This is a genomic window from Paenibacillus oleatilyticus (assembly GCF_018998565.1).
Classification (GTDB): domain Bacteria; phylum Bacillota; class Bacilli; order Paenibacillales; family NBRC-103111; genus Paenibacillus_G; species Paenibacillus_G oleatilyticus.
In genome coordinates this window covers 178,275-190,289 of record NZ_JAHNZO010000005.1, presented here as the reverse complement: position 1 = coordinate 190,289, position 12,015 = coordinate 178,275, and the positions used below count along the sequence as shown (strand labels likewise).

Below are 12,015 nucleotides of genomic sequence, written 5' to 3'. Positions count from 1 at the left end.
ATTTTTTGCTGCGGGCGTCACTCCGCGATTTGTTTCACGATTTCGGCCAGCTCGTTGACGAACGAATCCTTGCCGTTCAAGGTCAAATTTCAACATACTTCATCTTTCATTGATACTAATCCAAGTCCTTGTCGAAAAAGAAGAAGTGATCCGCTTCTTGAAAGTCCGGAATCGATCAGAGGGAAGAAAACGAGCCAAACGAATCATGAACTGGCTGGAAGACAAGGGGTTCGATTCGACCGGAATCGGAAAATCGTCGCTGATTATTTAGAGCAAGCATATCCGTCCGGCAAAGTAGTCATTCAGGAGGGTAGACATTTTGGGCAAAATACTGATTCGATTGCAGGATCAAAGCATGTACACGGGAGAGATTTGAGACAGAAAATTCGCGGTCGCTCCAGTCATAGACAAATAAAACAAAAAATCACCGAATCCTTAATATCGGTGATTTTTTGTTTTAAATAACACGTTGGGCAAGCAAGATCAGTTCAGCTTCTTGCTGGCATGAAACGTTTTACAAAAAATGTAGCCAGGAATCCCAACAGCAAGCAGCACGCCAAGATTGAAAAAGTAAGGACATAATTGCCGGTCCCGAGCAACTGAACGACTAGGATAGGTCCGATGGTAGCGCCTAAATTCACAATAACCGTATAGATGGAAATCGCTGCACCTCTTGCAGCTCCCCCAAGTTCACCGACGAGTGAAACCAACGAAGGGATGGCAACCGCAATTCCGGATACAAACACAACGCTTATGACAACAATAAACACCATGTTTGCGCCAAATCCTAAGAGGATCAATGCGGCAGCAGATAGGATTATTGCGCTTCTAAGTATCGGTATCACGCTAAATCTCTTAACTAGGGCACCCGCAAATAAAGACAATAGCATCCCTATGATCCCTACAGAACGCACATACAATATTTGTTGGTTCGAGAACCCGAAAAGAGGGCTGCTTAAAAATTTCCCCAATGCAGTGTACATGCCTACGAAGGAAAGCAGCATAACTAGTGCGATAACAAATGCAAACCATAGCGACTTCTGTCCTAGCGTCTTTCTCATTTGTTTAAATGCTTCCGCAACACGAACCCCATTCGCCGGGAGGTTGGGTATAAAAGATATCATGAGTAGTGTTAATATAAAATAGATCGCCGCCAAAATGATGAATACATATTGCCAGCCTAGATGAAAACTTACAAAGCTGCTGAACACCTGTCCGACAATTCCTGCCATAAGAAAACCTGCGCTCATGCAGCTAAGGGCGAATACTTTTCTATTTTGCGGGAACAATTCCATCACATAGGGAAGCACTATGGGAGAGAAGGTAGCCGCAGTCAAGCCTTGTATTCCTCTGAATACAATAGTGGAGTACAAATTGCTTTGAAACCCTAAAATGATAGTGACAATCGTTAACGCAACTAATCCCCCAAGCATGACTTTTTTTCGACCAATACGATCTGATAATGGTCCAAACACTAAGCATCCAATAGCGAAACTTAATGTAAACAAACTGCTCGTCCATACGGCCTGCCCTTCAGGAACCGAAAACTCCTTTGAAAAGACGGAGATTAAAGGGATCGTGGCATAGAAGCTGGACATAATGGTCAATCCTGAAAAAAACAAGATCAACGTAATCAAAGAATAACGTTGTTCTTTTACATGTAACTCTTCCATATTATCACTCACTCCACATAATTGGCTTAAGTCTTCAATAAACCGACAAGCATTTCATTCCTCCCTCGTAGGGATACTCTCTTATAAGAGATATTAAAGATAGTTTATATCCTTGAAATACTAAAAAAAATTATTAAGTGTGATCGTAACAACATTTCTGAGTATCAAGGATATTACTAATCTATGATATCCTTGATTGCACTAATATGTCAAGTTGTTCTTTTTCATAAAAATCGACTAAACCATTCGTTTAAGACCATATCTTATCAAATGAGCTTTCTTGTCCTATCGCGGGCAAAACACAAAATGATAGTTGATGTCCTCCAATATATATGTGGAATTATTCATGCGCTTTCCATTGGCATTCCGTTATCTTCATCTCGCTAAAAACAGATTTAAATGAAGAATTTTCAGGACTACACGCATAAATCCCTAGTTGGATTTCCCCTTTACCTTCAAACAAATGAAAAATGCGCATTTGTTTATATTCAATGCCATCATATGAATTCTCGATGCAGAAATCACTCTCACGACGGCTAACTCTGTAAAACATACTTTTAGTATTAGAATCAATATCTGTAGTTGCCCAATCTGAAAATCCATGGTTCGTAACAACGCTTCCTAATCGTTGATACTCTTCATTTTCATACTCAATTGAAGCCTTGAACCAATTATCACTGTCCTGGTAAATAATTACACCGCATTGGTCAAAACGATGTTTGCTATCAAACTCTGTTCTGACTACGAAAGAAAAGTATGGTTCATTGATCTTGAATAACAAAGCTGGAGCGTTATCGTTTCTAAAACCGTAGTATGTACGCTGCCAGAAGTCCGTGCCAGGGTCAGTTTTAATTACAACCTCATCTTCCTGAATAGAATAACTCACGGGTTTATTTAACCAAAATAATTTGTTCGCATCGTATCTCATTAAACGTCCCTCCAGAACTTTTCCCAGCTATTCATTCATGATTCCATCAGCGACTATACCTGAGAGAATATTTTTGGCGACAACATTCCCCCCGATCCATACATTGTTTCCGACTTTTATCGGATAGGCATATTCCAGCCCCATATTACGCTGTTCTACATCCAGTGGGTGACCCGCGGTATAGAACCCGCAGTTAGGACAGTAAAAAGTTCTAACGTTCAAGCAGCCGTCTCCTCTGTTTCCACGGGCTTGAACCGGTTTTTGCCGAAAAAGACGTAGAACAACACCGAAACGACCGTATACACCACCGCCGTGATGCTGAACGCGTAAACGTATCCGTAGTAGCTGCCGTATTGAGCGACAAGTCCGGTGCTGACCGGCGAGGCCAGAAACCAGCCCAGATTGAACACCGCTTCTCCGGAGCTGGAGGCAAGTCCACGCAACGAGCGGTCGACGTATTTCATCTTGATCGTGTTGTAGAACGGATTGGCCGCATTCATCAGAGCCTGCCGGAACAAATACCCTCCGCTCGCAATCATCAGGTTGGTCGAAAACGCCGTAATTAGCAGAAACGGGATCGAGCACAGCTGAAGCACGATAACCGCTTTCGCTTCCCCGAGCCGCCGGGCGATGACCGGACCGATCAAGTACGCGAGCGCGGTCGCTCCCTGCCCCAAGGAGACGATGACGCCGATCACCGATTTCGAGGCGCCGAAGCGGTCTTCGAAATAGACGTTCAAGTACGGCACCACCATGCCTCCGGCCGTCGAGGTCATCAGCCCGAGCATAACGAAGAGGCCGATCACTTGAAGCGACGCTTTGTGATGCTGCACGGCATGCCCCCACGAAAGCTTCCCGCCGGACAGCCGTTCCTCCCGGCCCCCCTTCAGCATCAGGACGGGAATCAGCCCGAGTGCCGCTATGCCGACGCCCGTCAGCAAGGTCAGACGCAAGCTCAGGACGCCGTCGAGACCGAAGGTAAACTGAAGCGTGTCGGTGAGAAATCCGCCGAACACGTTGCCGATAACGCTTGCAAACATGACGAGAGCCAAGTTTAAACTGAACAGATGCACCCGCTGCGACGGGGTAGAATGGTTCGCCATGAACGGAATGACGGTCGCCGACACGACCGCCAGCGTCATGCCGCCCAGAAACGCGGAGACGAGCAGCCCCTGCTCGCCATCGATCAACGAGCGGGCCGTAAGAGCGGCTATAACCAAAAATCCTCCCGTCGTCACAAGCCGCTTCGGACCGAGCCTGTCGTTCATGATGCCGGCCGGCACCAGCACAATCGCTGCGGCCATCGCCGCCATCCCCACAATATGCCCGACCATCGTCTGGTCGTAGCCGAGCGCTTTGACATAGAGATTGTAGACAAGCCCGAACATTCCGAGCCCCAAATTCCATACGAAATTAAAGCAAAGAAACAACCGGAGATTCCGGCTGTACCCGAGAAACTGCATCTTCCATTCATATAATAAAACCGACATCGGCTATCCGTCCTCCGGAGTCATGCAGCATTCATACCACATTTTAAGAGTAACCGATTCCATCGATGATTTGAATCTCTTTTTTTCAACGTTTCCCTTTCCAAGGCTTGGATAAAGATGTTATGCTTGACAGATACGGAGCGGACGGTCCATACAACAGCTCCGGTTCGGAAGGAGAGACTAGATTGACAAACTGGCATCAGAGCTTTACTCAAGATTTGTTAAACCAAGCAGCCCGCGCCTACGGGGTAGCTCCGGAGACGGTGAGCCATGTAGGCGGCTTTGAAAATCTCATATACGGCTTCCGGCGCGACGGCCGGGACCTGATTCTGCGCGTAACCCATAGCTCGCACCGCTCGCGGGAGCTGATCGAGTCGGAGCTGCACTTCGCCGGCTATCTCGCCGAGGGCGGCGTCCGGGCAGCGAGGCCGGTGCCGTCTTGCTCGGGCCGACGGACGGAAACGGTTGAAACGGAAGACGGCTACTTCACGCTCGCCTGCTTCGAACAAGCACCGGGCGGTCTCGTCCAGGCCGGACATCCGGCTTGGGGCCCCCGCCTCTTCGAAGCCTGGGGAGAAATTACGGGCCGCATGCACAAGCTGGCCCGGTCGTACACCGTCCCTGCGGACATGACCCGCAGGCCGGACAAAGATATTTTGACCTTGGACCCGGCTTATTTGTCCCATCCCGACATTGCCTTGGCCCACCGCCGGTACGCCGAGGTGGAGGCGCGCATCAACGCGCTAGAGCCGGAACCGGACGGCTTCGGCTTATGCCACCGGGATTTGCATCACAAAAACTTTTTTGTGCACGGGGAAACGATTACGGCGTTCGATTTCGACGATTGCGGGTACGACTATTTCGTGCAGGATATCGCCATGGCCGTTTACTATGCCTCGGTACTGGGGGATTGGGCCCGGCCCGAAGCCGACCCGAAGCGCGTGTCCGAATTCGCCAAGCGGTTTCTGGACAGCTTTATGAACGGATACCGTCGGGAGCACGAGCTAAGCAGCCACTGGCTGAAGCAGCTGCCGCTGTTCGTCGAAAGACGCCGCTGCGATATGTGCATGATCTTCCTGCAAAACGCAGTCGCCGAGCCTCCGAGTGCCGCGATCCGCGAGTGGCTTGACCGGAATGTGGAACAAATTTCCCGCGGGAATACCTTATTATGACCTATGTAGTTCATGGAAAATAAAGGTAAAAACTTGGCAGCCCCTGGATTCAAAACCAGGGGCTTATTCTTATAATTTTACCATCTTACCATTTCGCTGCTTCAACGTCCGCTTTCAGCCACGCTTCCCACTTCGGATCTTCGATCTTAAGAAAACTGAGCGAAATTCCTTCCATATCGAGCGAAGTCAAATGCGTGCCGACTTTGACGAACCGGACATCCAAGTTTTCCAGTTCACACAAGCGGCGAATGTCATTGGCAAACGCATACTGTTCGACCAGCGGGGTCGCGCCTAAACCGTTGACCAATATCGCGAAAGGGTCTTGCCTTCTCCAACGGTATACGCTTTTCAGCTTATTGAACAGCTCGACCGCAAGCTTTTCCGAAGAAGAAAACACCTCTTTCCTGTACCCTTTCTCCCCGTGGATGCCGACGCCGTAATACGCTTCGTTTGTTTGCAGCGTAAACGACGGTTCGCCCTTCGTCGGATCGTTCGCCGGCGACAGCGCCACGCCCAAGGTGTGCAGCCTGCCGGTTACTTGCTCGCCGAGTTCCTTCAGTTGCTCCAGCGTGTAGCCTTCCCGCGCGGCCGCCCCCAATATTTTATGGACCAAAACGGTACCGGCGACACCCCTTCTTCTTTTGTTGTACGTCACGTCATCTTCGATCGACACATCGTCGTTAACGATGACATGGTCGACCATTCGCCCTTCTTCTTTCGCCCAAGCTTCCGCCGTCAAAAAATTGCCGACGTCCGCGGTAAAGTTTTTAATGATGAGCAGCACGCTTCTGCTCCTGTCCACGAGGCGGATCGCCTCCAACACTTGCTCCGGCGTCGGCGGCACGAAAATTTCACCCACAACCGCAACGGAAAGCATGCCGTCGCCCACATAGCCGAAATCCGCCGGCTCATGGCCGCTTCCTCCCCCGCTGATGAGCACGACTTGCCGGCCCATGTCCGCAAGGTCTTTACGGAATATCAAATTATGTTTTGCATTATAGGACACCCGGTCTTTATGCTCAAAATAGAATCCGTGCAGCATATGGCGGACGATATTTTGAACATCGTTGATGATTTTCGTCATTTGTTTCTCCACCTTACTTTGGTTTGTTTCCGGTCTGCTCGAGCAGCAGCAGCTGATTACGGATCATCTCTTTGATGAGCGAAGACAACACCGAAGGTTGAATGGAACAATGGTGTTCAATCCAATCTTTGATCGTCCCGACAAACCCGTGACTGTAAAACGACGCCACCATATTTTTGTTCGCCTCGGAGATATGGATCGGCTTGTCCGTCAACAGTTCATCGATGATTTTAATATATAAATTTTTCGTATGTTCAAATAAATACTGGTTAAACGAATTTTGATCGGTTACTTTAAACGCCCTGCGATAAAATCGCTGATTCTCGTAAAAATAGTCCATCAGCAAGTCGAAAATGTTCTCCCACTTCTCATAATCCAAAAAGTCCTCGATGTTTTCCTTCGTTTCTTCTTTGTAAATCCAGCCCAAAAGCTCATACTTGTCCACGAAATGATAGTAAAACGTTTGCCTGCGCATTTGGCAAGACTGCATGATATCGCTTACGGAAATTTCGTGGAACGATTTGGTTTCCATCAGGTTTTTTAAGGAACTCGCTATGATCTTTTTGGTAATGAGCGAATTGGTCATGATCCTCTTCCCAGCCCTAGGTTTACTGTTAATCTTAACAAAATCATCATGATTATTGAAGCAAGCGTTGTTGGACAGTTTGCCGTTTTTGTCCGTTTACGATAAAACGTTTTCATTCTATCATAGGGATTAATCAAACGATTGGGAATTTAGTGATCGCGGGAGGTAGGGCAAAGTGAAAAAGATCATCAACAAACCCGAGACGCTCGTCGCGGAAATGTGCAGCGGGCTCGTGATGGCTCATCCGGAGCTGGAGTTTATCAAGAAATATAAGGTGATCAAGAAAAAAGAAATTAACGAAACCAAAGTCACCTTGATCAGCGGCGGCGGCAGCGGGCACGAACCGGCTCACGCCGGATTTGTCGGCAAAGGGATGCTGGATGCGGCCGTATGCGGCGATGTGTTTGCCTCTCCATCCCAAATTCAGGTGTACCAAGCCATGAAAGCGACAGCGAGCCAAAAAGGGACGCTGCTGATTATCAAAAACTACAGCGGCGACGTCATGAACTTCAAAAACGGCGCTCAACTGGCCGCAGAAGACGGCATCCAAGTGGAATATGTGCGCGTCGACGACGACATTGCCGTTGAAGACAGCTTGTACACGGTCGGACGCCGCGGCGTTGCCGGAACGGTGCTCGTCCATAAAATTGCCGGAGCCGCTGCGGAAGAAGGCCGCGATTTGATGCAAGTGAAAGCGGCCGCGGAGAAAGCGGCGCATAACGTGCGCAGCATCGGCGTGGCGCTCACTTCGTGCACCGTTCCTGCACACGGGTCACCGACGTTCAAGCTCGGCGAAGATGAAATGGAATACGGCGTGGGTATTCACGGCGAACCGGGCCAGCGGCGGGAAAAAATCGTCAGTGCGGACGAACTGGCGAAGCGGATGACGACCGAACTGTTAAAAGATTTGGGCATCCAGGACGAGGACAACGCGGAAATTGCCGTGCTCGTCAACGGCTTCGGCGCGACCCCGTTGCAGGAGCTGTACTTGTTTAACAACGCGGCGATTCGCGAGCTCGCAGGCCGGAACATCCGGATTTGTCGCACGTTTGTCGGCAACTATATGACGAGCATTGATATGGCGGGCATTTCGCTGACGATCTTGAAGCTCGATGACGAACTGAAGGCGCTCTTATCGAAAGAATGTCATGCGCCTGCATTCCGGGTAGACGGTCCGGTACCGCAAGTCGAGTATGCGGGCATCACGGAAGCCGACGACGATCGACCGGTTTCCTTCAAAACGGAAATGCCGGAACATTACGCGGCGGTTCAAGGCGGCGTGCTGACGCTTCACAACATGATCTACATCGTCGATAAAATGAGCGAAATCATTATCGACAATGAAGTTCCGTTCTGCGAACTCGACTCGCACGCGGGGGACGGCGATTTCGGGATGAGCGTCTCCAAAGGATTCAAGCAGTTAAAGCGGGAATGGAGCGCGATTTTGGCCCAAGAGCCTTTAACAATCGGTTCTTTCCTGGACGCTTGCTCCATGGTCATTATGGAATATTGCGGCGGCGCTTCCGGACCGATTTGGGGCTCGGCGTTCCGCGCTGCCGGAAAAGCGGCAGGAGATAGAACGGCGCTGACTGCTGCGGAGTATGCGGAAATGCTGCAAGCCGCGGTCAAAGGCATTCAGGCAACGGGGGAGCGTTCCTTCGGCAGAGGCGCCGTCGTTGGCGACAAAACGCTGATTGACGCGCTGGTGCCTTTCACGGATACGTTCACGGCAAGCGCCGCGGCAGGCGACGACTTTAAAATTGCTTTTGAAAAGGCGGCGCAAGCTGCGGTGGAAGGCGCCGAAAAAACGAAACAAATCGTCGCCCGAATGGGGCGCGCCGGCACTGTCGGCGAACGCAGCCTGGGCTATCCGGATGCTGGTGCCTACGCGCTTGGCGTCATCTTTACGGAAATCGCCCGCAGCTTGAAATAATCTGGGGAACAGCGGCCGGATGAGGACATTATTTTTTGTATAAAATCAGCAAAAACCGCTGTAAACAGCGGTTTTTTGCTGATATTCCTAGTTCTTTATCCTGAATCCTGCATTACCCGTCCAAGGACTGCGCATCCCGGGGCAGTCCGCCGGATAGTCGTAGCCGTTCAGCCTCCTTGGGGCAAATTTTCCCGTACGGGAGATCTCCTACTGCCCGATTGTCTGCGCCCGCCAATATTGACGCGTCTCTTCGTCGCGGACAACGACGCCGTGCTTGGCCACCTCGCGGCGCAGTTCTTTGGCCTCGCCCTTTTCCTTCTTCCGGAGCGCAATTTCGCGCGCCTTCAACAACGCGTTGACCGCGGGCGGCAGCTCAGGGGTATCGAGGACCCAGCGCCGGAACTGCTCCTTGTACGGGTCGCCGCCCGGCGACCAAGAATACCCGTGCTCCGTCAAAGCGTCGGCGATACGCCCGCTCGCCCAATCATAGGTCTCGCGAGCATGCTCCTCCCCGTTACTTCCAAGGATTACAAGCTGCTTGCCGTCAAGGAAGACGGTGCTGATCGTTTCTCGCGTGAACTCTTGGACGACTCCGTCCTTCTTCAGCCGGATCGTTTCGCCCGAGACGACCACATGCAGCGTATCTTTGATCACTTCCTCGGCGAACCAGAGGCCGGCGAGCAGACCAAGAAGCGTAGTGACGACAGTCACCCACACCCCGGAGAAGGAAGTGATTAGCTTAAGCGGCCCTTCAAACGGTACCCACGGCAAGGTCAAAGCCCACTTGGCGATCAACGGAATGAAATACCCGAGTGCAAGGCCGAGGACGGAGCAGCCCGCAAAGATCAGAACACGAATAGCGTTGGAAAAGCCGACTGCGGTCGATTCCCGGTACGACGTCCGAGAGATGTTCATAGAATAAGACCTCCTGACTGGTTCAGATGACAGGCTGATTTAAACCGCTGCACCCCTTACTTACCTACTGGTAAGTAAATAATACCACAAAAAATAATATTTGAAAATAATGGATACGCAGTCTCTATTCCCAAAATGACATTCCATCGCAAAAAGACCGCACTTCACAGGGAAGGCGATCTTTTCGCAATATTACGTATTCAACTACTTGGGAGGCTAGCCGCCTGCGCAGCGAAGCGTCAGCAGCCCGATGCCGTAGTCGGCGCTGGCAAACAGGAGCAGGACCGACTGTCCCTCCCGAAGCTGGCCGTTCGTTATCGCTTCCTGTAAAGTGACGAACGGATCGCTGCCCAAAAAATTAATCTCTCTCCGTGCTTGCCTTACATAGACAGGAATCCCGCAGCGTTCCCCGGCCTCGCCGACAGCCGTCACGAAGGAATCGGATACGTTCTGAATCACCAGCCGATCGGGTATGTTCCCCGCCGCCTCCATTTCCCGCAGAGCTTGCTCCGCATGCCGGGCAAGCGCCAGCATCGTCCGCTCGTAATCGGCCGTCGTCCACGCGCGCATCGAGCCTTCGGGAAAGAGAGGCAGGTTGCGGCAATCCACTACCTCGTAATCGCCGGCTTCGGCGCTTACCGTACAGAGCACCGCCGCATCGCCTTTGATCGAGCCTGTCCAGGACATCCGGCTGAACGGATAGTTTGTTCGATCCGCCATGCAGAACAAGCCGTCCGTTCCTTCTCCATACTCCAGCATCCGCTTGCACAAGTCGATTGCTCGAATGCAGGCGAGGCTGCCGAGCTGTCCGAGCACGAACGACTGTGCATGGCGATGCCCGAACTTGGCGCACAGCATGAGCCCCGGTAAGGTCGTCAGCGGATGCTGTACGGTCTCGTGGCAGTAACAGATCAGATCAAACTTCCGGTCCGCTCCGAAGCGTCGTTTCCCTTCCTCGCACAAATATTCGACGGGATGCTTTCCGAACACAGGAATCTGAACCGCAGGAAGCGTGGAATCCGGCAGCCCGGGATCCGCGGGAGGCCAAGGCGTGGACATCCCGGCATGCGCAAACAGCCATTTGGGCGGGCTATTTTCCCACGGCTGTCCCGCCTCGGCAAAGTAGGCCTCCAAGGAGCTTTCCGTCTCCGGAACGATGCACCGAAGTTTGCTAATATACAGCTTCGTACCGCCCGTTAAAACATGCGCGCTCACGGCTTCCCTTCTTCCTTGGCCGGAATTCCGAGCCGCTTGTTCGGCACGTACTGGTGCAGGGCACAGCCGAATGTGCCGGCCATACCGACGGTAACCGTTAAATAATAGTCCCCCGGCAGCAACGCCCCGTCGGCTAACGCGCGCCAAAGGTTGAGAGGGATGTCCGCATTCGTAATATGCCCTACTTCGTTCATGGTGGCGTAGTAAAACATATCCGGCGAAATCCGCATCGAACCCGCTACCGTCTCCCATATTTGTCGGCTGATATTGCTGCACACGACAAGACGGATGTCGGAAAAGGTGAATCCGGCTTCGCTAAGCGTCCCCTGCATAATTTTGCGGATGTTCATATAGAAAGTCGCATGGAAATGCCGCAGGCGGGACGGATTGTTATCGTAGACCTTGCCTGCCGTTTTGTACTTTACGGCAAGCGTTCGATGATCGCCGTTTTTCCGGCGTAGTAAGCAGGCGCTGGCGCTGTCTCCGCTAAGGATGAAATCATTGATATAGTAGAACGGATGGATACCGAGATCGGCGGTCACAAACAGCACCGCTTTGTCCGGATCGCGGGTGAATGAATAGGCGGCCATAGACATAACCCAATGGAACGTCGAGCAGGATTGCTCCTCGACCGGATACAAGGGAACCTGCTCCCAGCCCCAGCGCAGCAGCATCGTTTTGAACAGATTGCACTCATGCCAAGCTACCTGAGACGTATGCGCGAACCAGATTTCCCCAATCTCGATGCCTTCCCGCTTGCAACGCTCCGCTACAGGCTCAAGTGCCCTCTCCGCCATTTCCTCCAGCGACAGACGTCTTTCTACCGTAACGGTCTCGAACCCCTGCTCCCGGTAATAAGCCTCATCGGTTTCAGGGGGATACCCGCATTGCACCGCGTTCGAAATGATGTCCGCAATTGGCACCATCAGCTCGGGCCGATACACGGAGAAGTCATCCATATGAAACCGCCCTTGTCGCATACGCAGCCCTCTTTCATAGGTTACCGCCAGCTTGCGGCA

General features: G+C 51.5%; 11 protein-coding genes and 1 pseudogene. 3 read left to right on the top strand and 9 right to left on the bottom strand.

The genetic code is table 11. From position 1 onward, the window contains the following. Nucleotides 1-237 precede the first annotated feature (237 nt). Nucleotides 238-376 (top strand): annotated as a pseudogene (locus tag KQX66_RS38690) (SAM-dependent methyltransferase); the annotation flags it as partial. Between the two features lie 112 nt (nucleotides 377-488). Here the strand turns inward: KQX66_RS38690 and KQX66_RS08660 are convergent. From KQX66_RS08660 to KQX66_RS08645, 4 genes are all read right to left on the bottom strand, one after another. Beyond that, entirely contained in the window at nucleotides 489-1,673 is a 1,185-nt protein-coding gene (locus KQX66_RS08660) for an MFS transporter (protein WP_216792061.1), read from the bottom strand. Between the two features lie 340 nt (nucleotides 1,674-2,013). Beyond that, complete coding sequence (locus tag KQX66_RS08655; RefSeq protein WP_216792060.1) at nucleotides 2,014-2,601, bottom strand: DUF1349 domain-containing protein; 588 nt, start codon at nucleotides 2,599-2,601, stop codon at nucleotides 2,014-2,016. Nucleotides 2,602-2,628: 27 nt separating this feature from the next. Then, the gene (locus KQX66_RS08650) at nucleotides 2,629-2,823 is read right to left on the bottom strand and encodes an LbetaH domain-containing protein (protein ID WP_438804183.1); all 195 of its coding nucleotides are present in this window, start codon (nucleotides 2,821-2,823) and stop codon (nucleotides 2,629-2,631) included. Then, nucleotides 2,820-4,091, bottom strand: coding sequence for an MFS transporter (locus KQX66_RS08645; protein WP_216792059.1), 1,272 nt, complete (start codon nucleotides 4,089-4,091; stop codon nucleotides 2,820-2,822). Before KQX66_RS08645 ends, KQX66_RS08650 begins: the two co-directional genes overlap by 4 nt. Before the next feature lie 185 nt (nucleotides 4,092-4,276). Between KQX66_RS08645 and KQX66_RS08640 the strand changes: the two genes are divergently transcribed. Beyond that, nucleotides 4,277-5,263 carry a phosphotransferase enzyme family protein gene (locus KQX66_RS08640; protein WP_216792058.1) on the top strand — a complete coding sequence of 329 codons (987 nt, stop codon included), beginning with the start codon at nucleotides 4,277-4,279 and terminating at the stop codon, nucleotides 5,261-5,263. 85 nt (nucleotides 5,264-5,348) lie between these two features. On the opposite strand, the gene dhaQ is transcribed toward KQX66_RS08640, so the two are convergent. Both dhaQ and dhaS read right to left on the bottom strand, forming a co-directional pair. Beyond that, nucleotides 5,349-6,347 (bottom strand): DhaKLM operon coactivator DhaQ, encoded by a 999-nt coding sequence (gene dhaQ, locus KQX66_RS08635; protein ID WP_216792057.1) that lies wholly within the window; start codon nucleotides 6,345-6,347, stop codon nucleotides 5,349-5,351. A gap of 13 nt (nucleotides 6,348-6,360) precedes the next feature. Beyond that, entirely contained in the window at nucleotides 6,361-6,933 is a 573-nt protein-coding gene (dhaS, locus tag KQX66_RS08630; RefSeq protein WP_216792056.1) for a dihydroxyacetone kinase transcriptional activator DhaS, read from the bottom strand. 175 nt (nucleotides 6,934-7,108) lie between these two features. On the opposite strand from dhaS, the gene dhaK reads away from it, so the two are divergent. Next, a complete protein-coding gene (dhaK, locus tag KQX66_RS08625) occupies nucleotides 7,109-8,866 on the top strand; it encodes a dihydroxyacetone kinase subunit DhaK (protein ID WP_216792055.1) in 1,758 nt (585 codons plus the stop codon). 207 nt (nucleotides 8,867-9,073) lie between these two features. On the opposite strand, the gene KQX66_RS08620 is transcribed toward dhaK, so the two are convergent. The 3 genes from KQX66_RS08620 to KQX66_RS08610 form a co-directional block, all read right to left on the bottom strand. Continuing rightward, on the bottom strand, nucleotides 9,074-9,781 hold the full coding sequence (locus KQX66_RS08620) for a YqeB family protein (protein WP_216792054.1): 708 nt from the start codon (nucleotides 9,779-9,781) through the stop codon (nucleotides 9,074-9,076). A 216-nt stretch (nucleotides 9,782-9,997) separates the two neighbouring features. After that, the gene (locus KQX66_RS08615) at nucleotides 9,998-10,996 is read right to left on the bottom strand and encodes a beta-ketoacyl-[acyl-carrier-protein] synthase family protein (RefSeq protein WP_216792053.1); all 999 of its coding nucleotides are present in this window, start codon (nucleotides 10,994-10,996) and stop codon (nucleotides 9,998-10,000) included. Next, nucleotides 10,993-11,976, bottom strand: coding sequence for a 3-oxoacyl-[acyl-carrier-protein] synthase III C-terminal domain-containing protein (locus KQX66_RS08610; RefSeq protein WP_216792052.1), 984 nt, complete (start codon nucleotides 11,974-11,976; stop codon nucleotides 10,993-10,995). Before KQX66_RS08610 ends, KQX66_RS08615 begins: the two co-directional genes overlap by 4 nt. Nucleotides 11,977-12,015 lie beyond the last annotated feature (39 nt).

What these genes read in the sequence shown, in the direction of transcription:
- KQX66_RS08660 (WP_216792061.1), bottom strand. Translation starts at nt 1,673, where the DNA reads ATGGAAGAGTTACATGTAAAAGAACAACGTTATTCTTTGATTACGTTG.
- KQX66_RS08655 (WP_216792060.1), bottom strand. Translation starts at nt 2,601, where the DNA reads ATGAGATACGATGCGAACAAATTATTTTGGTTAAATAAACCCGTGAGT.
- KQX66_RS08645 (WP_216792059.1), bottom strand. Translation starts at nt 4,091, where the DNA reads ATGTCGGTTTTATTATATGAATGGAAGATGCAGTTTCTCGGGTACAGC.
- dhaQ (WP_216792057.1), bottom strand. Translation starts at nt 6,347, where the DNA reads ATGACGAAAATCATCAACGATGTTCAAAATATCGTCCGCCATATGCTG.
- dhaS (WP_216792056.1), bottom strand. Translation starts at nt 6,933, where the DNA reads ATGACCAATTCGCTCATTACCAAAAAGATCATAGCGAGTTCCTTAAAA.
- KQX66_RS08620 (WP_216792054.1), bottom strand. Translation starts at nt 9,781, where the DNA reads ATGAACATCTCTCGGACGTCGTACCGGGAATCGACCGCAGTCGGCTTT.
- KQX66_RS08610 (WP_216792052.1), bottom strand. Translation starts at nt 11,976, where the DNA reads ATGCGACAAGGGCGGTTTCATATGGATGACTTCTCCGTGTATCGGCCC.